Source organism: Chrysosporum bergii ANA360D, assembly GCF_029891735.1.
GTDB lineage: Bacteria > Cyanobacteriota > Cyanobacteriia > Cyanobacteriales > Nostocaceae > Umezakia > Umezakia bergii.
This window is the reverse complement of the sequence record NZ_JANQDH010000102.1, coordinates 1-23,714: the sequence shown is the minus strand read 5'-3', so window position 1 is coordinate 23,714 and position 23,714 is coordinate 1. Positions and strand designations below refer to the sequence as shown.

Genomic DNA, 23,714 nt, shown 5'->3' with positions numbered 1-23,714 from the left:
TCTTTGCGCCTCAGCCCATCTGCGTGAGACTAACAGCTAATTTGTCCATTCATTACATTGCTAGTACGAATTATTAATAAACTCTTAACAATGCCTACCAATCAAACCAAAAAGTTGTAAAACAAAGTAGGAAAACTTACTTTTTCATCAAAACTGGCAGATTATGAGTACAATGATTCGTAGAACTGCAACATCACTATTTTTTGGAGCTGCTCTGGCATTTTCAAGCATTGCCCCCATGCCGGTACAAGCCCGGACTCAGTGCGCCAAAGTGGAGAAAAGGGATATTGCCCAACTTTTTGACCGATGGAACCAGTCTTTACAAACTGGTAGTCCAGATGAAGTTGTGAAGAACTACGCCAAGAATGGTGTTTTATTACCTACTGTTTCCAACCAAGTACGCCGTAATCATGATGAAATTAAAGATTACTTTGTCAAGTTCCTGAAACTTAAACCCATGGGTAAAATTAACCAGCAAAATATCCGTACCTTTTGCAATATTGCCATTGATTCAGGAATTTACACATTTACCCTGACAAATAATAACCAGCCTGCGGAAGTGCAAGCAAGATACACCTTTGTATATGAAAAAGTCGGCAATAAATGGCTAATCACAGAACATCACTCTTCAGCTATGCCAGAAACAACAAATACTAGCGCCCAATAAAACAGATAATTTAAACCATAAGCCCACATCTCTATTACACCCCTCCCTCCGCGCCCCTCGGTGAGATAAACATCCTCTAGGTTTGATCTAGCAGAGATAACATCTTGACTTGTACTCAGGATAAATGTACAATCACAATCAACATAGAAGGGGAGTAGCTGCTGGCAGTAAGCCAGTACATCTGAATCAACATACTGGCCACAAGCCTGGTTCAGATGACAAATTTATATTTGTGAGCGAGACCTTCACTGAGTTTACACGCAAAAAGTGTGTGAGCTTTAGTGAAGTCTTGCCGCTCTCATTAAAGCTCCACACAGGTAAAAAATCCTTCAGGAGCTAGAGAGAGTGTTAACAGCATTTACAGCAGGTTTGTTACTAATTACCATTTCTGAGTTAGGGGATAAAACATTTTTTATCGCCGTAATTTTGGCGACGAAACACCCACGACGGCTAGTATTTATGGGGGTGTCGTCGGCATTAGCTACCATGACGGTTTTATCAGTATTATTTGGGAGATTTGTCTCTTTATTGCCGGAAAATTATCTTAATTACGCAGAAATAGTTTTATTTCTGGCTTTTGGAAGCAAGTTATTATACGAAGCCAGTAAAATGCCCGCTTCAGGCTGTGACCCAGAACTTGTGGATGAAGCCAAAGAAGCAGTAGCGAAAGCAGACCTACAGCGCCAGTCAAAAAGCCCATTAGCAATTGTCATGGAAGCCTTAACGCTGACCTTGGTGGCTGAGTGGGGCGATCGCACGCAAATAGCCACCATTGCCCTAGCAGCGAGATATAATGCTTTGGCAGTGACTGGGGGTGCTGTGTTAGGACACCTGATTTGTACAGCCATTGCGGTATTAGGGGGGCGAATGATTGCCGGGCGCATTTCAGAACGTCAACTCACTTTGGCTGGTGGGTGTTTATTTCTCATTTTTGGGATGGTTGCTGCGGTGCAGGGGGTGTGATCCCCCATATCTTCACTCTTCAGCTGGAGTTGGGGACTCAGCAGGGGTAGGAGTGGGGGTGGCTGCGGTCCGGTTGATTTCGTCTTTGTACTGAGGAGGGGCTAAAGCCGCGGCGCTGTCAAATAAAGGTTTAGCTTCTTCCACCTTGCCTTGTTCTCTCAAAAGCATGGCCTTGGCTAAAACGGGACGGAAATCTTGAGGATCTTTCTTAATTGCCTGGTCATAAACAGAAGTAGCCTGGGAGTAGTGCTGTTGGGAACCGTGAACCGTACCCAACAGCACCTGTATAGCCACAGTATCCACAGTTCCAGGCTCAACTTTATTTCCCTCGTCTGCATTAGAAAGGGTATTTTCCAGCAAACCAATGGCAGCTTCGGGGCGTTGCTGATCAAGTAACAGAGCCACCATACCTTGCAAAGCCTGTAAATCACCGGGTTTAGTGGTGAGAATAGTGCGATAAGCTTGGGCTGCTCCTTCCTGGTCGCCTATTTGCTGTTTAGCTTGGGCTAATAGTACCCCATATTCTGACTGTTGGGGATTGAGTTCAGCTAGTTTTTCCAGTGGTTTAATCACCCCTTGAATGTCACCTTGTTTTAAACGCAGGAGTTGCAGCCTGGCTTGTAATAAGCCATTCAAGGCTGTTTGGTTTTCCGGTTCCCGTTGCAAAACTAATTCATACCCCCGGGCTTCGTCTTGCAATTTTGATAATTGCTCTGAAGAAGTTACACTGCTAGTGCTGGGAGCATTTTGATTAGAAGAAGAGTCATTGATTGCTCCAATAATGGGAATGACTGAAACCCCAACAAATGCAGTAACTGCTAAGGCTAAAATAATCTTAACTATCCAACGATTGCGCGGTTGAGACACAGTTTTGTCCTACTCCAGAATTTAAACGACACGATTATTGACATAAATCGGAAAACAAAAAATTTCCCAAACCTTGCGGAATACCGCCAATAGCCTGTGAACTTTATAACAATGAACCATTCACATAAGCAAAGTAAGTGATGACTTTAGGAAGATCCGTCAGGATTTTACTTATGATATCCTTCCGAAACCAGTCTAAAGGCTTTAAGTTACATTAGGTTATTAATGCAAATGTGGCTTGTTTACCATTGTATTAGACCTTCTGGTGTAGCTTTGTGAAAAGCCCATATGCTTGGATCAACTGCATACACTTTTTGCTGTTTCATTGCTTTTGTCAAATCCCATAATGGGATGTGTCTCCGCTCCAAGGAGTTTTTATGAATTCCGACCTGATGCCTTCACCTGAATTTTCCCAAACTTCTGTTCACCATCAACCTCAAACCCATCCAGAGGCTGACGCTCATGTTCACACACTAGCACCCCCTCCCTCTCAGGGAGAAAATTCCTCAGTTAACCCAGGGGAAACTAGCTTAAATGGAAATCTGGGTCATCGCTGGCAACCCATTCCGCCCCCTAGTGAACCAATGCAGTACCGAGCCATTGGCTTAATCCGGGGTCGCTACCTTGCCAGCAGTGAACAATTCACCCAAGGTAGACTAATCACCCCAGATGGTGTAGAGCTTAATGCCGTTCTACTGGGGCGAATTATGAGTTTAGTCAGGAACCACCTGGATTTACAAAAAGATCATTTGTGGGTAGTTTATCCCCGCACACGGCAAGAAAACGACACCTTACACCTGCAAATTGTTGGGGTGTGGGAGCCGGAAAATCTAGCTAAACAAACCACCGATGCTGATGAACCGGAAAACCAACCAGTATCTACCAGTGGACCAGTAGATTCTTCAGAATTTCCCGATGGTAGTTTTTCCATTCGCGGTGAGGTAGTCTACCAATCCTTCGAGGCTAATAGCTTAGTGGTGAAAATTAAGCAAGCTCCCCGCAAATCAAGTGATAAACCCAAGTACTTTAAGCTAAAAATGCGGGGAGTACTGGCCACTAAGGCTGTGGGCAAATTCTGGGACTTTATAGCCAAGCGAGATGCTGACCTATTGGTGGTAGAAAAAGCCGAAGCCATCGCCGACCTGCCCAAAAAACGCAACCCACATTTAAAAGGCAGCCCTCGTAGGGGTGGTGGGAAGAAACCATTTCTGCGTCAACCCAATGGGGAACCCCCGAAACCAGTCAAGAAAACAACCAGTGAACCTTCCGCAGTATCTAAACCCATACCGAAAGCGCCCACACCAAAGCCGATTAAACGGCCAAAACCAACTGAGGATTAGTGGCGATCAAACACATTTCCCACTGTCCTGTTTTAAAAATCCTGCCAGCGATCTTGAGGTAAAAATGATCGCTCCATAGGAATTGGGGCAACCGGTTCTGTGAGGGTAAAAGTACCTGCGGAAATCCATTGTTTTAATTCTGTGGCGATTTGCCGAGAAAAAAACATACTGGCTAGGGGCGCAACCCTCACAGTTTTGCCCTCAATGGTGATCCGCCCAGACTTGAGTTGGGCGTAACTCACCAAACCAAAGGTAGGACGGACGCGCCGAGGAATGGAAAAGTCCACAATGGGCGCTACTAGGTCTTGATCTTGAACTGCACAGCATTTAACTACTTCTTCGTTTAATACTGGTAGTGGTACACCTACCCCTAACATTAATGAAGGTCCATAACTTTTGAAGTAACAGCCCCGCACCCAGTGAGCATCCATTTGCTTGGCATCACCAATTAAAGCTAAAGTAGCAGCAGGTCCAATGGGTGTACGATTGGGTAAACGCTTTTGCAAAGGAAAGTGTTGAGTACCCTCCCAAGCCACATAGCCAATACCCCCACCTAAAAAAATTCTGGTACCAATGCCGATTAGTTGTAAATCTGGGTCGTTAAGTAAGGGGGAAATGGCACCGGGGTTTGAGTAAACCGCATTTCCTAAACTTGGTTGTAACGGTCCTAGATAAGTAAACAGAGGGCGATCGCCCCCGTTAACACCGACAATAAAATTTTGGTAAAGATTGCGAGGATTGAATAAATAAAATTGATTAATGGTGTCGCGGGTGATGGTGGTTTCAAATGTCGCCCGTGGGTAACAATCTGTTACCTGTCCCTGTGCTTTTACTTGTACGGGTTTGCCAGCGATTAAATTTTCTATCACATGACCACCGCCATATTCTCGGTCTTCTTCACCATCCATGACATCCACGGGACAACTAGCACCTAAGTATAAATCTACTGCTCCAAAACCTGCATATACTGGTACACCATCCAACCAGCAGCGCCGAATTTTAATAGGGGGGTCAGTGTGTCCTAGATTAATAATTGCACCACTGGATTCCATGGGCTCAAATGTGCCTGTGGTAATCACATCAACTTGTTTAGCAACTTTGCTGACACCAACTTGGGCAACTCGTGCCTTTAATTCCTCAATTGTTAACACCACTGCTTGTTGGTGGCGAATTTTTTCGTTAATTTCCGCTATGGTTCGCATTTATAAAAACACCTGTTGGGAGAGACGGTAACATAGTTTCATTTATATAACCGTAGCAGGCAGGGATACCCGCACTACGTATGATAGGGACGGTAACCCACCATGAACCCAGTCTCATTAAACCTTACCATCCTCCGCACAATTCTCCACCAATTAATAGTTAACCTCTTCTTAACCTATCCTTAACCTATCCTTAACCAAACCTCAAAAACCAGTCAACACATGGGTTTACCACTCCAAGATTTACTTTTTTCTGGCAAAATCATGATTAAAAAAAATTTTTCATTACCACTAGACAAAACTAAAAAACTGAGGTAGTATTTATTTGGCTAGCAACAGCTAACATACACCATAGCCCCTGGGTGGAATGCGGAAAGTACACTGGAAACCGCACCCACAAAAGGGCTTGATAGCTTGATATGTATATACATACATATTCCAACAACCCAGGCATAACTGCCATATTTGACGCTAGTTAACACCAGTTAACACTTAGACCGACTGACAGCCATTTTTTCTACAGTCGCCCGGTCTATATATATCTATATATCTATTACTACCATCCATTCAAACATCACAATTCAGGACATTTACCCATGTATACCGCCAATGATCAGTTGACCGTAGTAAATAATGCCCGCCAGGAACAATACCCATCAGTAGCTGCTCTTAGTGACGGCGGCTTCGTCGTCACTTGGGGATCAAACGGACAAGATGGCAGTGGTTATGGAGTCTATGGGCAGCGCTATAATGCAAATGGCACGAAAAATGGCAGTGAATTTCAAGTCAATACTTATTTTAATCATAATCAACTAGATCCATTAGTAAGTGGTTTTAGTGACGGTGGCTTTGTCGTCGTTTGGGAATCAAACGGACAAGATGGCAGTGGTTATGGAGTCTATGGGCAGCGCTATAATGCAAATGGCACGAAAAATGGCGGTGAATTTCAAGTCAATACTGCGACTAGTGGCCATCAGAATGCTTCATCAGTAGCTGCTCTCAGTGGCGGTCTGTTTATGGTAACTTGGACATCGATGATTCAAGGTACTGATAGTTGTTCATTGAGGGGGCGGGTGTTTAGTGCTTCTGGCGCAGTTGGTTCGGAAGTTTCCGTTGGTAACAACGAAGCCCAATGGGGTTATGAGAAACCATTAACCCGTCTCAGTAACGGTAAAGTTGTGAGCGTTAGCAAGCATGCCGTTTCTAATACAGCAGCTATCTTTGCATACATCTACTCTGTAGATGGTACAAATGGTGCCACACTAGAACGCTCCATACAGGTCAAACGAGACGGTACTTCAATTGGAATATCGGGCGAAACAACAGATGATTTAAACTACGAGGAACCATCAGTAGCTGCTCTCAGTGGTGGTGGCTTTGTTGTAGTTTGGTATGCGAACAATCGAAAGGTATATGGACAACGCTACAATGCAAATGGTGACACAAATGGTAACGCTTTTGTTGTCGGCACTGGCGCTAATTTAGGATTGACAGACTCAGATAATTTAACTCAACCTATTGTAGCCGGTCTTAATGACGGTGGATTTGTCGTAACTTGGACTGTTACTCCTGGATCATTGAATCGGGAGGTCGTAGGGCAGATATTCGATCAAAGTGCTAATAAAGTTGGCGGTCAGCTTGCGGTCAACGGAACAAACGGCACATTGGACGACAAACAAAACGGGAAACTGGGATTGGCTGGACTTACGAACGGTGGATTTGTCGCAGCTTGGACATCAGATACTAGTGGTGCTGGAGCATGGGATGTCTATGGGCGGATTTATACATCATCAACGCCTAATTCAGCCCCCACAGCAGTAACCCTACAAAACACCACAGCAACAATTGCAGAAAACACCAGCACCACAACCCGCATCAAAGTAGCAGACATCGCCATTACTGACGATGGGTTGGGAACAAACACCATCAGCTTGAGTGGTGCTGATGCTGGTAGCTTTGAAGTAGCTAGTGGATTCCTATATCTAAAAGCAGGTACAACCCTAGACTACGAAACCAAAGCCAGTTATAACGTCACAGTCAACGTAGACGACACCACAGTAGGTGCTACCCCAGACCTAACAACTAACTTCACCCTAAACGTCAGCGACGTCAACGAAGCCCCCACAGGTACTAACACACCCCCCACAGCAACTCTACAACAGATCATCACAGCCATTGCCACAGACACTAATACCACCAACCGGATTAAAGTAGCAGAAATCAACATCACCGACGATGGAGTAGGAACCAACAACATCACCTTAACTGGTACTGATGCTGGTAGCTTTGAAGTAGATGGAACTTCCCTATATCTAAAAGCAAATGTTACCCTGGCAGTCAAGAATTACAAGGTAACAGTCAACGTAAACGACCCCACAGTAGGTAATACCCCAGACTGGACGGAGGAATTAACCCTTGAAGCCAAGGTAAACGCAGCCCCCACGGCAATTGCACTCCACGTACCAATTCGCGAAAACACTTCCACCAAAGAGCGCATTAGATTAGCACAAATCGACATCACCGACGATGGAGTAGGAACCAACGACATCACCTTAACTGGTACTGATGCTGGTAGCTTTGAAGTAGATAATAATTTCCTCTACGTACGAGAAAATGTAGACCTAGACTACGAAACGGATAAGAAGATATACACAGTCACGGTTAAAGTGAAGGATCCCAATGTGAATGGTAGCCCAGAACACACATCAAACTTCTCCCTCGTGGTGACAGACGAAATTTATGACGTCCTCTTGAGTGACAAAACAGGAACCACCACAGAATTAGGAGGAAAAGCCACCTTCAACTTCTCTCTACAGACTCAACCCACCAGTGACGTGACCATCAGGTTCAGGGCACTAGATACCACAGAAGGAAGATTATCCAAATCAGCCCTCACCTTCACACCCAGTAACTGGAACACACATCAAACCCTGGAAGTAACTGGGTTAAATGACAGCATAGATGACGGAGACAGAACTTACAGCATTACCTCCACCGTCACCAGTAGAGATCCCAACTACAATCTTATCAGAGCCTCATCTCTAACCATCACCAACGAAGACAACGACACAGCAGGAATAACAACCAACACCACCACAGGAATCACCACACCGCAAAAAAGCACCCACTTTGACTTCGTATTAAACAGTCAACCCACACATAACGTCACCATCGACTTCACAAATAATGGGGGCGACCAGGGAACGCTGAGTAAAAAAAGCCTCCAGTTCACACCCAGTAACTGGAACAGGACCCAAACCCTGGAAGTCACAGGTAAAGATAATGCGAATGACACAACATACAACATCACATCCAAAGTCACCAGTGATGATGGTAAATATCGAGATATGCCAGTCTTACCCCTAAGCATTACCAACAAACCCACCCTCACCGCCGGAATCACAGTCACCCCCACCACCACAGGAACCACCACAGAAGCAGGGGGAAAAGCCAGCTTCGACTTCACCCTAAACAGTCAACCCACACAGAACGTCACCATCAGCTTCTCAGGAGTAAATACCAGAGAAGGAAGATTATCCAGACCATCCCTCACCTTCACACCCATTACTTGGAACAGACCCCAAACACTGGAAGTCATAGGGGTAGATGACAGAGTACGTGATGGTGATATTCCATATACGATTACCCCCAGGATTACTAGTAAAGATCCTGCATACCAAGTTGTATCTGTATTACCCCTGACCATCACCAACACAGACAATGACACAGCAGGAATAACAGTCAACAGCACCACAGGAACCACCACGAAAACAGGGGGAACAGCCAGCTTCGAGTTGACCTTGAACACTCAACCCACTAGTAATGTCAAGATTGATTTCACAGAAGACAACACAAAAGGAAGCCTATCAACAAATTCCCTCACCTTCACAGCTAAGAATTGGAACAGACCCCAAACCGTCACAGTCACAGGTAAAGGTAGTAGTAGTGACACACCATACAACATTACCTCCACTGTCACCAGTGGAGATAGTAACTATACCAGTATCACCCCTTTAACCCTGACCATCACCAACAAAGACAGTACACTCACTGGTACAGTAAATGACGACTATCTAGGAGCAGGAACCGGTAACCACACACTTACGGGAGGTGGTGGTGGTGATACCCTCACTGGTGGGAACGGTGCTGATACCTTTGTCTACGAAGGTTTGACTGATTCTCTGTTGGAATCTAGGGATATCCTGGTTAATTTCTCTCAACCGCAGGGCGATCGCTTCCAGTTGACTCCTAGACCAGATGCTTTATTCAACTACGGACTAAGTAGAGCCAGAACTATAGAGGCTGCTCTCAGTGCTGCTTATGCAGACACAGATGGAAATGACCGTCCACTAGGAGATAAAGAAGCAGTATTCTTTACCTGGAACAGACAACTGTACTTATCCGTTAACGATAGTACACCTGGTTTCCAAAAAAACAGTGATTTATTACTTCAGTTAGATAATTTCACCTGGCTTGCGGGCGATAACAATCCTGCTGCCACTCTCACTGTTGGGAACTACTTCGCTTAGATAATTTCACCTGGCTTGCGGGCGATAACAATCCTGCTAGCACTCTCGATGTTGCCAACTACTTCGCAGTATAATAGTCAAAGCTCGTGGTGTGTATGCTCGTTTGAATCGTGTAAACGCCACCGTCGGGCAGACGGGAAGTAAGGCCGGTAGAGATGTTCCCTCTACTTCTGCTGAACGCAAGTCCAGTAAAAGCAAGGAACGTCAGTGACACTGGAATCCCCCGGCTTAAGCCTGGGGGAGTGTCAAAAACTGGATATGAGTCTTTTTCCTTTTTTGTGCTGATGAGCTAATGTTGCTCTCCACAGCACTAAACGATATTTGAACAAGTAAGCACACTCCATGCGTATTTCTCTAAATTGGCTGCGGGAACTAGTGGAAATTAAACTAGGCCCAGAAGAACTGGCAGAAACCTTGACAATGGCAGGGTTTGAAGTGGAAGATATAGAAAACCGCCACACCTGGGCTGATGGGGTGGTTGTGGGGAAAGTGCTTGAGCGTCAACCCCACCCCAATGCTGATAAATTAAGTGTTTGTCAGGTGGATATCGGCGCATCTGAAACTTTAAACATTGTTTGCGGTGCGCCTAATGTCCGGGCTGATATTTATGTCCCAGTGGCTACCACAGGAACTTATTTACCCAACATAGACCTAAAAATCAAACCCGCCAAGTTACGAGGTGTGCCGTCCCAAGGTATGATCTGTTCTTTAAAAGAACTGGGTTTACCTAGTGATGTAGACGGGATTCATATTTTTACCCAGGAAAATCTACCTTTAGGTAGTGATGTACGCCCGTTGTTGGGCTTAGATGATGTAATTTTAGATGTTACTGCCACTGCTAACCGTGCGGATGCCCTTTCTATGGTGGGAATAGCGCGGGAAGTGGCTGCTTTGACCGGGGGAAAATTAAGTCTTCCTGGCGTTGATGCTGTATCGGTGTCATCGGGTGCTAATAATTTAGGACTGAGAATTGCTGATCACCATGCCTGCCCTGCTTACATTGGTACAGTAATTAAAGGAGTGAAAATTGCCCCTTCTCCTGATTGGTTGCAACAGCGTTTACGGGCTGCTGGAGTGCGCCCTATAAATAATGTGGTGGATATCACTAATTATGTTTTATGGGAATGGGGACAGCCACTACACGCCTTTGATCAAAACCGTTTACAAGCTGTTGCTGGTGGTGAGGGTGTAACCCTTGGTGTTCGCTTTGCCAGTGGTGGAGAGTCTTTAAAAACCTTGGATGGGCAGATCCGCAATTTGTCAAACCAAAACTTGTTAATTACTGCTAATAATAAACCCGTGGCACTAGCTGGGGTGATGGGTGGAGAAGAAACAGAAGTTAATGACCAAACTGATAGTATAGTTTTGGAAGCGGCATTGTTTGATTCTGTGGTCATTCGTCGCTCTTCCCGCAGTGTGGGGTTAAGAAGCGAGGCTTCCGGCAGATATGAACGGGGAGTCAACCGGGCAGAACTGGAAATAGCTTGTCACCGGGCTTTGTCTTTGTTAACTGACCTGGCGGATGGGGTAATTACAGAACAGGTAATTGCTGATACTCGCCCAGACTCCTCTAGTTGGAGTCGTTCTATTGTCCTGCATCTCCAGCGAGTGAATGATGTATTGGGTCCGGTGGATTTAGCAGGAGAAACAGGAGAAATTACAGCCGCAGATGTTGAGCGTATTCTATCGGCGTTGGGTTGTGATTTAACTTATAAGGGTGAGGAAACCTGGACGGTGACAGTACCTCCTTATCGTTACCGGGACTTAGAACGGGAAATTGATTTAATTGAAGAAATCGCCCGTTTATATGGTTATGATAACTTCTGCGACACCTTACCAGATAAATCAGAAGCTGGTTATTTACCTGTAGATCAAGAGTTAATCCGCAAATTACGGGCTTTTCTCCGGGGGGAAGGATTAACCGAAGTAGTTCATTATTCTTTGGTCAAACCGGGGGATGATCGACAGATAGTTTTAAGTAACCCGTTATTTGCTGAATATTCAGCCCTGCGGACTGATTTAATGTCAGGATTGATTGATGCTTTTCAATATAATTTAGAAAAAGGAAATGGTTCTCTCAATGCCTTTGATATGGGGCGCATTTTCTGGCAAGAAGAAGAAGGTTTGCAAGAAACAGATGCCATTGCGGGGATAATGGGGGGCGATCGCCGGGTTGGTAAATGGTCAAGAGGGACGGCTGAAGAGCCTATGACCTGGTTTGATGCTAAGGGGATTTTAGAAAGTGTGTTTGCAGCCCTGAATTTAAAGGTAGAATATCAACCGGATTGTAGAGACGAGCGTTTACATCCAGGACGCACAGCGTCTTTGTGGGTGAGTGGTAACAGACTGGGTGTATTTGGACAACTTCATCCCCAGCTGCAACAAGAACAGAGTTTACCTGATTCTGTGTATGTGTTCCAACTAGATATTCATGTGCTGTTGAGTGCTTTAGATGAAGATGAGATTTTAGTACCCAGCTTTCATCCTTATTCTACCTACCCAGCCAGCGATCGCGACATAGCCTTTTTCGCCCCTGTAAACATTTCAGTGGCAGAAATTGAAAAATCCATTCACAAAGCAGCCAAAGGACTACTAGAATCTGTAGAATTATTTGATGAGTACCGTGGGGAAAACGTACCCCCAGGACAACGCAGTTTAGCATTTCGTCTAGTATACCGAGGAAGCGATCGCACCCTCACGGATGCAGAAGTGGAACCTGTACACAACAAAGTCCGGGAAGCCCTGGTAGAAAAATTCGGCGTTAACTTGAGAAGTTAGCTAACAATTGTAGTGCGGGTATCTTGCCCGCTACCTTCTTCTTGTAACACAAGCATCCTGCTTGTCTGAGTACCGGCTAGAAGCCGGTGCTACTCATACAGTCTACGTAACACAAGCATCCTGCTTGTTAATAATATACCTCACCAAGCAGCGAAAACCCCTCTATCAATGGTAGAATAATCATTATTTGCGCCTGGGCGTGAGAAAATTGTATAAATAAATCTAGGAAAAACCATAAGTAATTATGTCTAAATACATCATGTGGGGAACATACTGTGAAAACGTTTTAGAAAAACGCGCTCCTTTTCGTCAAGACCACTTGGACGGGTTAGCCAAACAAAAAGAGTCCGGTATATTAATCACTATTGGACCAACTAAGGATATTACTAAAGTTTTTGCCATTTATGAAGCCGAGGACGAAGCAACAGTGCGCCAAGTGGTGGAAAATGACCCCTACTGGAAAAATGGCATCTGGACTGAGTATTCTGTTAAAGAGTGGATTCAAGCTTTTTAACCAACAGAACATAGCATTTATTAAACACGTGGTGCGACTCGTTCTCTCTAAATGAGTAGAAATAGTCAGGAATGGGAGGTAAGGCTGGGTAAAACCAGACTTTTATAACAAGGAACAGGGAACAAAGTGTGGGAAAACAGCACATAAAAATATCCCTGTTCACTTTTAAATCATATCCAGGTCCACTATCCCTTCAAAGCTCGTCTAAAGTTGCGGCGATATGCTGGATTAGCAATAAATAAAGCTGGCCACAACAGTGATAAACTAATACGGTTAGGTAAGGTTTGACTAAAATTAGTTCGTGCAAACCCATTCCATAACTTCCAAACCCCGGCTATGTAGATCACAAATAGACCGAAGAAAAGTAACTTAATCATTGCCCTTGACTCCTTGAGTAAATAACAGTATTTAAGTTAAAGTTTTATTACTCCATTATGATTATGCCCCAGTTACCGCGATCAGTTCCACACCTGAACAAATCATAAATACACTTTATCATGAGTAATATTGCTTATTTCCCCCTAGATGCTTCTTAGGTCAGTTACTCAAATATCAATATCCATAGGACACTAAAGAAAGAACATACAACATACTCTGACGGGTCTGTAAGCAGCAAATGCTGCAAATAGCTAAGGAGAATTTATGCGTGCAGTACTGATGGCTGGAGGGTCGGGAACGCGGCTTCGCCCGTTGACTTGTGATCTCCCCAAACCCATGGTTCCTATTCTCAATCGGCCCATTGCCGAACATATTATCAATCTGCTCAGACGACATCAAATCACAGAAGTGATTGCTACATTACATTATTTACCAGATGTCCTGCGAGAATATTTTCAAGATGGCAGCGATTTTGGGGTTCAGATCACCTATGCTGTGGAAGAGGATCAGCCTTTGGGAACCGCAGGTTGTGTCAAGAATATTGCTGAACTACTGGATGAAACTTTTTTAGTGATTAGCGGTGATAGTATCACAGATTTTGACCTGACAGCAGCGATCGCCTTTCATAAACAAAAACAATCAAAAGCCACGTTGATTTTAACCAGAGTTCCTAATCCAGTGGAGTTTGGAGTAGTCATTACCGATGAACAGGGAAGTATTAGCCGCTTTTTAGAAAAACCCTCTACCAGTGAAATTTTTTCCGATACTGTCAACACTGGTATTTATATTCTCGAACCAGAAGTATTGGATTATCTACCATCCAACGCTGAAAGTGATTTTTCTAAAGATTTGTTTCCCTTAATGTTGGCAAAAAATGAACCTTTGTATGGTTATATTGACCAGGGTTACTGGTGCGATGTTGGTCACTTAGACGCTTATCGTCAAGCTCAATATGATGCTTTACATGGTCGGGTGGTACTGGAATTTCCTTATCCAGAAGTTTCGCCTAATTTGTGGGTGGGACAAAATACCTTTATTTCCCCCACTGCGACTATACAAACTCCAGCTATGATTGGTGATAATTGCCGCATTGGGGCTAGAGTACACATTGAAGCAGGAACCATAATTGGGGATAATGTCACTGTTGGCGCTGATGCTAATCTCAAGCGCCCAATTTTGTGGAATGGGTCAATTATCGGAGATGAAGCACATCTAAGCGCCTGTGTGATTTCTCGTGGTACACGTGTAGATCGTCGCGCCCATGTATTAGAAGCAGCTATAGTGGGTTCCCTTTCCACCATCGGCGAAGAAGCCCAAATCAGCCCCAATGTCCGGGTTTGGCCGAGTAAAAAGGTAGAGTCAGGGGCAATTTTAAACATTAACTTGATTTGGGGAAACACTGCCCAAAGAAATTTATTTGGACAACGTGGTGTACAAGGATTAGCGAATATTGATATCACTCCAGAATTTGCGGTAAAATTGGGCGCTGCTTACGGTTCTACATTAAAACCAGGTTCTAAAGTCACAGTTTCCCGTGACCAGCGCAATATTTCTCGCATGGTGACTCGTTCGTTAATTGCTGGTTTGATGTCTGTGGGTGTTGACATTCTCAACCTTGATGCTACAGCTATCCCCATAGCCCGGACAGTCATACCTACAATGTATGTGGCTGGTGGGATTCATGTCCGAGTACACCCAGATCGCCCTGATTATATCCTGATTGAATTTATGGATCAAATGGGGATTAATATCAGCAAAGCCCTGGAGAAAAAAATTGAAGGTGCTTATTTTAAAGAAGATATGCGGCGATCGCAAATTCATGAGGTGGGGGATGTCTCATATCCCAGTCAAGTGATTGAACGCTACTGCACTGCTTTTGAAAAACTGTTAAATGTGGACACCCTCCGCCATAGTCGAGCAAAAGTCGTGATTGACTATGTTTATGCTGTGTCTGGGGCGGTTTTACCACTGATGTTAGATAAATTTGGGGCTGATGCGGTAGTGTTGAATGCGAGTGTCAATAAATCTGCTGTGTCTGTGACTGACCGGGAAGCGCTACTCACTCAGCTTGGTCATGTGGTGGAGGCTTTAAAAGCTAACTTTGGCGTGCAAGTGTCCGCTAATGGGGAACAGTTGATTTTGGTTGATGAATCAGGTTTTCCCATTCGTGGCGAGATGTTAACAGCATTGATGGTGGATATGATTTTAACATCTAACCCCAGAGGGACGGTAGTTGTGCCTGTTCATACTTCTAGTGCGGTGGAACAGGTAGCCCGTCGTCACGATGGTAGAGTAGTTCGCACTAAAGCCAATCCTACAGCTTTAATGGAAGCTTGTCAAAAAAACTCCAGTGTGGTGTTGGGGGGTAGTGCAGAAACTGGTTTTATTTTCCCCCAGCTACATCCGGGGTTTGATTCTATGTTCTGCATTGCCAAGTTAATTGAAATGCTGACTATTCAAGAGCGATCGCTGGCTACCGCGCGTTCAGAATTACCCCGTGTAGTCCACAAAAGTTATACAGTACGGTGTCCTTGGACTGCTAAAGGGGGGCTAATGCGTTATTTAGTAGAAACACACCCAGCCCAAAACCTAGAGTTAATTGATGGAGTAAAAGTGTGTCAACCCTACGATGACAGCTGGCTATTAGTTTTACCAGATGCCAGTCAGCCTTTAGTACATCTGTACGCTAACAGTAATGATCGGGATTGGGTAGATGAAACCTTGAGAAACTACCGCAACCGTGTTCAGACTTTTGTGGAGAGACAACAAGAGCAACAACCAGCAGAGGTGTAAGGATAGGATTTAAACACGTGAGATACAAATGATCGTCTTGTATCGTCTTGTAGCGGGAGCATCCTGCTTGCTAACGCTATATCAAAACTCAAATTATTTTATCGGGGAGTAGTTGAAAATTGGGAGCGAAAAATTGCCAACTCAGTTTGAGGATCAAAAAAGTGCAGTTTTTCATGATTTAACGATAACCATAGTTCCTCACCAACACGCACTAATCTGTCTGGTGGGATTCGCACTTGTAAATAATTCTCTAAAGTCTGGTTAGCCTGGGATTCAGCCATGTCTAAACTACCCAGGCTAACTGTGAGGAAAGAATCATTACCCAGGTTTTCCACTAACTCCACTTTTACAAGTAAATTTTTGGTAGCGGGTACACTTAAACTCAAGTGTTCTGGACGAATGCCTAAAATAATAGTTTGCTTGTCGTATTTTCGCAAAGGTGCTTCCCAAGTTTCTGGGAGGGTGAGGCGGAAATTGTTGTGGGTGATTAATAAAGGAGCGTGAAACGTCACCGGCATAAAATTCATCGCTGGTGAACCAATAAACTGCGCTACAAAGCGGTTAGCAGGGTAATTGTACAGTTCTAATGGCGATGCTACTTGCTGGATTTGACCTTGATTCATGATGGCAATGCGATCGCCCATGGTCATGGCTTCGGTTTGGTCATGGGTGACATAAATTGTAGTGGTTCCCAGTTGACGTTGCAATTTAACAATTTGGCTACGTGTTTCCCCTCGCAGTTTGGCATCTAAATTAGATAGGGGTTCATCCATTAAAAACACACGGGGATTACGGGCGATCGCTCTTCCTAATGCTACCCGTTGTCTTTGTCCACCAGATAACTGTTTGGGTAAGCGATAGAGTAAATTTTCCATTTGCAACAAGTGGGCTACATTTCGCACTTGCTGATCTACTTCTCTTTCTTTATGGGAAATGTAACGTAGTCCTTTAGGTAGTTTTCTAGTCATAGCCACAAAAAGATGTTCCCCCCATTCAGGAAGTGAAGATTGGTGATCTGGGCTGCTTAATGGCCGTCGGCGCAGTCCAAAGGCGATATTGTCATATACAGTCATGTGGGGGTAGAGGGCGTAATTTTGAAACACCATAGCAATGTCTCGTTCTTTGGGCGGTAGGTGATTAATTAAGCGATCGCCTATGGAAATATTTCCTCCTGTCATTTCTTCTAACCCAGCAATTAACCTAAGTAAAGTGCTTTTACCACAACCAGAAGGACCCACCAGCACCATAAACTCCCCATCGGCGATGGTTAAGTTAATTCGCCGTAGAACATTAATATACTCTCCTGCTTCAGGGGTGACATCATTTTTTTTGCCATCACTGGTAGAAGTGGGAGAAGCTACACCTTCCCCCTTGCGCTGGGGAAAACTTTTGTAGATATTTTCTAGAACAACTTGCGCCACGAGTGTTTTAAGTAAGGATAATCATTGACACTCCCCGTCCTAAGAGATCGGGGATTCTGTAATGTGGTGCTACAGCAACAGCTATTTTACCAAATTTACCAGCAAAATAGTCAATCCATTGCCTAAACAAACACCGGCTAGGGTCACTAATTGACTTAGCTAAACCATGATTTTTAATTAGATTACGCATTTGTAAGTTTTCATAGGCCAGTAAGTCCTTAGACTTGCACAGGTTACGCGCTATTATTTTAGAGTGTTCATTCCGTTGGCTACTTAATCTTGAACCTTGTGTGTTTTGTAAATCTTCCTTTGAGCGTGTTTGATAGCTTGTTCAGCTTTTCTAAAAAACCTAGGTCATGATTCTTGATGCCCATTATAATCGGTGTAAAAACTTTTTTGCCATTCAGGAGGACTTATGAACAGCTGCGTTTTAATGGCGGAAATCATTCAAGAACCGCAATTACGCTACACAGCCGATAATTTAGCAGTTACAGAAATGCTGGTACAGTTTCCTAACCCTCAACGTGGAGAAGACCAGTTAGTGGCTTTAAAAGTTGTGGGCTGGGGGAATCTAGCCACAGAAATCCAGCAAAATTATCATCAAGGCGATCGCGTCATCTTAGCAGGACGCCTAGGAATGCAGACTGTTGAGCGTCAAGAAGGGTTTAAAGAAAAACGTGCCGAACTAACAGTACAACAGATTGAACCTGCAGGAACCAGTTTCAGCCCAACACCAGCCATGACAGTAACCGCGTCAGTCACATCCACAACCCCACAGTCATCATCTCCACCAAAGGAAGTAGAATTACCAGCCCCAACCGCCCCCACACCCATACCTGAAAACTTTGAGCCTACTAATTATCCGCCAATACCAGGACCAGAACCGGACTCAGACGACATTCCTTTTTAGATTTTAGATTTTAGATTTTAGATTTTAGATTTTGGATTTTAGATTTATTCAACAGTAGCGAGCCAGATGCTCGCACTACAACATGATCATTCCCAGAAATGTCGAATGTCGTTACAAAACTTAATCATACCTAAATAAGCATAATTCGCCGACAAGCAGGATGCTTGTGTTACTATTGCCCATGCTGACAAATGACTTTTAGTGTATAATTTATTGATTGCCACTCACAAACCAACAGGGGAAAGACCAAGTGCGGACGCTGATCATTGATAACTACGATTCCTATACATTTAATCTTTATCAGATGATCGCCCAAATAAACGGAGAACTTCCCTTAGTAATTCGCAATGACCAAATTAATATTCAAGATATCACCAAACTGAGATTTGATAATGTGGTGATTTCTCCCGGTCCCGGTCGCCCAGAAAAAGTCAAAGATTTTGGCATTTGCCCAGAAGTAATAGAAAATATAGATGTACCTCTACTAGGGGTTTGTCTGGGTCATCAAGGACTGGCTTATGTATATGGGGGAAGGGTGATTCATGCCCCGGAGGTAATGCACGGAAGATTGAGTAAAATATATCATCATGGTTGTCAGCTATTTGAAGGCATACCCCAAGGCTTTTCTGTTGTCCGCTACCACTCTTTAATAGTTGCTGATGATTTACCCACCTGTCTAGAAAAAGTGGCTTGGACTGAACAAGGGCTAATTATGGGGCTGCGTCATCGGTATTTACCACTTTGGGGAGTGCAATTTCATCCTGAATCTATCAGCACTGAATACGGATGGAAGATTTTAAAAAATTTCCGACACATCACGGAACAATTCACCCAGAAAGAACCAACCCCCACTGTACGAAACTATCACCAATACACCATACCTGCTGCTTCTTCTCATTCCCTGTACCAAGTTTGCTGTAAAAAACTAAATTTTTATTGTGATGCAGAACAGGTGTTTTTTAATTTATTTGGTGAAGATAGTCATGCTTTTTGGCTAGATAGCAGCTTGGTTAGTCCTGGTGTGGCTCGTTTTTCCTTTATGGGGGGGAGTGGTGGTGTAAATAGTTTGTTGGTTGAGTACTGCACCCAAACTCAAGAGTTAACTGTCACTCAGTCAGGTAAGAAAAAACACTATAGAGAAAGTATTTTTGATTATCTTAAACGAGAAATTAACCACCGTCACTGTGAATGTCACCAGCTACCCTTTGACTTTAACTGTGGCTTTGTGGGCTACTTCGGTTATGAAATGAAGGCAGAATGTGGTTCAGAGTTAGTGCATTCTGCCTTACTTCCTGATGCCATGTTTATCTTAGCTGATCAAATCATTGTTTTTGATCACCAAGAAGAAATTATATATTTATTGTGTCTGACTGAAAACCACAATAAAACACCAGCAGATATTTGGTTTGAGTCCACAGAAAAGCAACTAGTCGCTTTACCACCCCTACCCTCCATAGCGCCCATAGGTAGCAATAATTCTTTACTTTTCCGCCTCAGCCGTTCTCGCCAGACCTACATCAATGATATTTACAAGTGTCTCAATGAAATTAGGGAAGGGGAAAGTTACCAAATTTGTTTAACTAACCAGCTATATACAGATGCCACTCCTGACCCGTTGGCATATTATCGCGCTTTACGGCGAATTAATCCAGCCCCCTATTCAGCATTTCTGCGCTTTGGTCAAGTTGCTATTGCTTGTTCATCTCCAGAAAGGTTTTTGCGAATTGACCAGGGGGGATGGGTAGAAACTAAACCCATTAAAGGTACTTGTAGACGTGGGGCTACTGTAGCAGAGGATCAAATACTGTGTGAACAATTGCGTAACAGCGAAAAAGACCGGGCAGAAAACTTGATGATTGTGGATTTATTACGCAATGATTTAGGTTTAGTTTGTCAAGTGGGTAGTATTCAAGTCTCTAAGTTAATGGCTGTAGAAACTTATGCTACAGTACATCAGCTAGTGAGTACCATTCGTGGTTGTTTGCGCCCGGATATGGCTGCTACCGACTGTATTAAAACAGCTTTTCCTGGTGGTTCCATGACAGGTGCGCCAAAAATCAGAACTATGAAAATTATTGATCAGTTAGAGCAACAAGCACGTGGGGTTTATTCAGGGGCTATTGGTTTTTTAGCTCTCAATGGTGCAGCAGATTTAAATATTGTCATTCGCACTGCGGTTTTGACTCCCCATGGAACTTCTATTGGTATTGGTGGTGGTGTTGTAGCTTTATCTGATCCTGAAGCGGAGTTTGAAGAGGCTTTTCTTAAGGGTAAGGCTTTAGTTGAGGCTTTCACAAAAACTGTATTGGGTTCAAACCGACTTTAGCTATTAGACGGGGAATAAATTCCCCGGTTATATTCCTAAAATTTCAGTTCCAAGTTCATTTCTCCTCGTAAACCATAATCAGTATTTCCTAAACGAGAATTTAACACCAAACCAGAATTAGCACTTTCATAGCGAAATACTATTCCATATTTAGGATTTTCAACTTGGTTTTCCAATTCTCTATTAGCCGATGAATAATTGGAATAGTAAGGGCCTATTTTCAAACTCCCATTTTTTTTATTCTTCATGATATTATAAGTAGCTTCAAACTGATAGAGAGTTTCATTATGTAAAGATATAGAACTATTAAAGTCGAAACCAGTATTATGGGAAAAATTCAAAAGTACAAAACCGACAAGATCACCGATGTTATTTGACTGCACATCAGAATTGAGTATTTTTGGGTAATAAGTTAATACCGGATAAAAAGTAATGTTGAAATCTGGTTTTGCAAACTGAAAGACATTACCAGTAGAGATATTGGAAAGATTGAGACGATTAGGATTACTATTATAAGTTAATGAGAAAAAAGGTGAATTTGCTAATACAGTATGCCACTTGTTATTTTGATCATAAAATATATTAGTAAATTCTAGTTTAGTTGACATTTTCAACATTCCTCCCATAAAACTTTCCGTTGTAGCGTTAGCATTTAACCTACCCAAATTATTATTAATCATTGGTGCGGAATCTGGAGAAAGATTAAACCACATTCCTGTAGATAAGGTATAACTAAAATTATTAATACTTCCTGACATAGCAAATTCAATTGATGGCAAGTACAGGTATCCTACATAAGAAGAATTTTCAATATCTCTTTGCCGAAATGTACTTAGTTTTATCCGTCCGAAATCTATATCAAAGGATTTACCGGCGGGTATAGGAACTGCTGTAAAAACACTGGTGACATTATTCTTAAAAACATAAGATTGGTCAAATACCACTTCTCCATTTGAAGTTTCGCCTCGAATAAAGCTATATTGAACGGTTTCTGGGGTATTAATTTGAGTTATGCTAGTAGGAATTTTTGTACCCGTAAAAAATATTGGACCCAAGTCACTAGGACGAACAACATCTATAAAAACAGGAGTTTGCGGAGTCCAATCTTGTATGTTTTGTTCAATAAATTGAACACTCCTTTCATAAATACCTGTTCTCATTTGTAATAAAACTGAACTGTTGGAGGTGATATTTCCTGCAAAAGTATAACTTCCTGAAACTTGCGACAGGTTGCTATTACTATTACCATAATTGAGTGTATTGTTTAACCGTTGATTCATTTCCTTTCGCTGTTGAGACGTGGCTTTCGTTTCCAAAACAGCTAAAGGTTGCAAGTTGTTATACTGTTCTTTAGCTTTACTAATGGTTTCATTAATATTACCTGGATTGATAAAACTAAAGACACTACCCATAATTAACCCTAAACTAGCATTTACACTTTGGTTTAAATCAGTGTTGCTCAATTTTTCTATAGTTAAGGATAAACCAGGATTGGAAAAGACATTGTAGTAATTTAATTTAATTTTTTCTGGGTCATATTCTAGCAAAGTGCGGTTATGGGACCAACTTAAAGTATATCTATCCCAAGTTTGGTTAATATTTAAAGTAGAAAAAGTATTAATTTCAGGACTTTGTTGACCAAAGTTATACCACATCAAAGAATTGAGATAATGAAAATCCCTTTCTTCCTTAGTTAAAAAAGGATTACTGAGAATTGCAACAATATCATTGTTGTCACTTTGATTCATGCGTAAAGTTTTTGTTCCGGGAGAGGAACTCATTTTAGAGTTAAATGTAAATCCTTGTTGAGTAAAAAAATCACCGAATGTAAGCCCAGCACCAGTGAGATTTTCCGTGGGTATGATACTACCAGTTTCTAGCTTTACACCATTATTTAGTAAAGGTTGTAAATTTACAGTGGGAAATGCTTGTAAAAATGTAGGCGTATTCTTAGCATCTAAATTTTCAAAGAAAGATCCTCCTCCTAGAAGTGCTGCGGTGGTGGCTTTGCGTGTGTCGTCTAGGGGAATAATTTGTTTAAAAGAACTACCATCTGGTCGAGATACATCAATACTCACATTAGCATTATCAGCTAAACTAGCTCCGGGAGGTAAGACAATTTCCCCGGCTGCGCTCATCATATTTAAGTCATCTAACTTCTGTTCTCCAACTAAATTTGTAAATATATCAGGAACACCAACAACTGTTTGTACTCCCCAAAAAACTGTAGAAACTTTAGCCATTTGTCTACTATTTTCCTGGGTGTAATTTCCCTGATAACCAACTTTTAGATGTCTTCCTTGAGTTTCAATTACCACTTGATTAGTATCTAAAACCCAATAAAATTGCTCATCTTCAGGATAAAAAGAAATATTACCTGATTTAAATATATCATGACCAGATTGTTCTGTCTGAGATGTGCTACTTGTCTCAAACTTATTCAGGTTAAAGTTAAAGTTTGAATAAAAATCAAATTTTGAAGGTTGATAATTACGAGGATTAATAATTAGTTTATCGCTTGTATTCACAAGAAATGGATATCTTGAGGCGCTATCGTCCAACAATTTACTGATTAACGCTCTGATAAGTTTTGGACTTGTTTCTGGTTTTAAGGGTGGTGTATCCTCTGGTATATCTTCTGGGACAGGTAAGGACGGTATTTCTGTGGGAATTTCAGGTCGATTAGGCTGAACCGGAGTGAATGGTACTTGGTTTTGATTATTGGTAGCTTGTGCAATTAAGGATTGGGTGAAAATTGTCGGGTTGGATGGGGGGAGAAGATCATTAAATTGTCCTGTTTGACCAGGATTACCAGGAGCAAACTGATCTTGGTCAAAATTGAAGTTATTATCTGAGTTAAAGGGAAAAGGAGGATAATTACCAGGGTTAAGAGCTAGGGTATTGATGGGAATGTCTTCCGTGGGGGGGCTAGTTTCCAATAAACTACTGATTAAAGTAGGCGCATTAGGGATATTTTCTACTGCTGTTGGTGTGGTCAGGTTGGGTTGAACTGAAATTAATGATAC

The 23,714-nt window shown here is 42.8% G+C and carries 15 protein-coding genes; 9 read left to right on the top strand and 6 right to left on the bottom strand.

The window, feature by feature from the left end; genetic code table 11:
* Window positions 1-163 precede the first annotated feature (163 nt).
* A complete protein-coding gene (locus NWP17_RS14920) occupies window positions 164-667 on the top strand; it encodes an SgcJ/EcaC family oxidoreductase (RefSeq protein WP_280655670.1) in 504 nt (167 codons plus the stop codon).
* 345 nt (window positions 668-1,012) lie between these two features.
* Complete coding sequence (locus NWP17_RS14915) at window positions 1,013-1,630, top strand: TMEM165/GDT1 family protein (RefSeq protein WP_280655669.1); 618 nt, start codon at window positions 1,013-1,015, stop codon at window positions 1,628-1,630.
* A gap of 12 nt (window positions 1,631-1,642) precedes the next feature.
* Here NWP17_RS14915 and NWP17_RS14910 read toward each other — a convergent pair whose 3' ends face one another.
* Window positions 1,643-2,497, bottom strand: coding sequence for a tetratricopeptide repeat protein (locus tag NWP17_RS14910; RefSeq protein ID WP_280655668.1), 855 nt, complete (start codon window positions 2,495-2,497; stop codon window positions 1,643-1,645).
* Between the two features lie 377 nt (window positions 2,498-2,874).
* Between NWP17_RS14910 and NWP17_RS14905 the strand changes: the two genes are divergently transcribed.
* Entirely contained in the window at window positions 2,875-3,837 is a 963-nt protein-coding gene (locus NWP17_RS14905) for a hypothetical protein (RefSeq protein ID WP_280655667.1), read from the top strand.
* A gap of 32 nt (window positions 3,838-3,869) precedes the next feature.
* Here the strand turns inward: NWP17_RS14905 and NWP17_RS14900 are convergent, their stop codons facing one another.
* A complete protein-coding gene (locus tag NWP17_RS14900) occupies window positions 3,870-5,039 on the bottom strand; it encodes a homocysteine biosynthesis protein (protein WP_280655666.1) in 1,170 nt (389 codons plus the stop codon).
* Window positions 5,040-5,635: 596 nt separating this feature from the next.
* On the opposite strand from NWP17_RS14900, the gene NWP17_RS14895 reads away from it, so the two are divergent.
* On the top strand, window positions 5,636-9,568 hold the full coding sequence (locus NWP17_RS14895; protein WP_280655665.1) for a bluetail domain-containing putative surface protein: 3,933 nt from the start codon (window positions 5,636-5,638) through the stop codon (window positions 9,566-9,568).
* 36 nt (window positions 9,569-9,604) lie between these two features.
* On the opposite strand, the gene NWP17_RS14890 is transcribed toward NWP17_RS14895, so the two are convergent.
* On the bottom strand, window positions 9,605-9,766 hold the full coding sequence (locus tag NWP17_RS14890) for a hypothetical protein (RefSeq protein ID WP_280655664.1): 162 nt from the start codon (window positions 9,764-9,766) through the stop codon (window positions 9,605-9,607).
* 144 nt (window positions 9,767-9,910) lie between these two features.
* On the opposite strand from NWP17_RS14890, the gene pheT reads away from it, so the two are divergent.
* Complete coding sequence (gene pheT / locus NWP17_RS14885; protein WP_280655663.1) at window positions 9,911-12,346, top strand: phenylalanine--tRNA ligase subunit beta; 2,436 nt, start codon at window positions 9,911-9,913, stop codon at window positions 12,344-12,346.
* Between the two features lie 244 nt (window positions 12,347-12,590).
* Window positions 12,591-12,860 carry a YciI family protein gene (locus NWP17_RS14880; protein WP_280655662.1) on the top strand — a complete coding sequence of 90 codons (270 nt, stop codon included), beginning with the start codon at window positions 12,591-12,593 and terminating at the stop codon, window positions 12,858-12,860.
* Between the two features lie 185 nt (window positions 12,861-13,045).
* Here the strand turns inward: NWP17_RS14880 and NWP17_RS14875 are convergent, their stop codons facing one another.
* Window positions 13,046-13,237: a hypothetical protein gene (locus NWP17_RS14875; protein ID WP_280655661.1), complete on the bottom strand. Its 192-nt coding sequence runs from the start codon at window positions 13,235-13,237 to the stop codon at window positions 13,046-13,048.
* Between the two features lie 265 nt (window positions 13,238-13,502).
* On the opposite strand from NWP17_RS14875, the gene NWP17_RS14870 reads away from it, so the two are divergent.
* On the top strand, window positions 13,503-16,031 hold the full coding sequence (locus tag NWP17_RS14870) for a sugar phosphate nucleotidyltransferase (protein WP_280655660.1): 2,529 nt from the start codon (window positions 13,503-13,505) through the stop codon (window positions 16,029-16,031).
* Window positions 16,032-16,129: 98 nt separating this feature from the next.
* Here the strand turns inward: NWP17_RS14870 and NWP17_RS14865 are convergent, their stop codons facing one another.
* Entirely contained in the window at window positions 16,130-17,452 is a 1,323-nt protein-coding gene (locus NWP17_RS14865) for an ABC transporter ATP-binding protein (RefSeq protein ID WP_280655659.1), read from the bottom strand.
* A 415-nt stretch (window positions 17,453-17,867) separates the two neighbouring features.
* Here NWP17_RS14865 and NWP17_RS14860 point away from each other — a divergent pair, with 415 nt between their 5' ends.
* Together NWP17_RS14860 and pabB are read left to right on the top strand one after the other, a co-directional pair.
* The gene (locus tag NWP17_RS14860; RefSeq protein WP_280655658.1) at window positions 17,868-18,362 is read left to right on the top strand and encodes a single-stranded DNA-binding protein; all 495 of its coding nucleotides are present in this window, start codon (window positions 17,868-17,870) and stop codon (window positions 18,360-18,362) included.
* Between the two features lie 250 nt (window positions 18,363-18,612).
* Window positions 18,613-20,688 (top strand): aminodeoxychorismate synthase component I, encoded by a 2,076-nt coding sequence (gene pabB / locus NWP17_RS14855; protein ID WP_280655679.1) that lies wholly within the window; start codon window positions 18,613-18,615, stop codon window positions 20,686-20,688.
* A gap of 35 nt (window positions 20,689-20,723) precedes the next feature.
* Here pabB and NWP17_RS14850 read toward each other — a convergent pair.
* The coding region (locus NWP17_RS14850; protein WP_280655657.1) for a hypothetical protein at window positions 20,724-23,714 on the bottom strand (2,991 nt) is incomplete at its 5' end.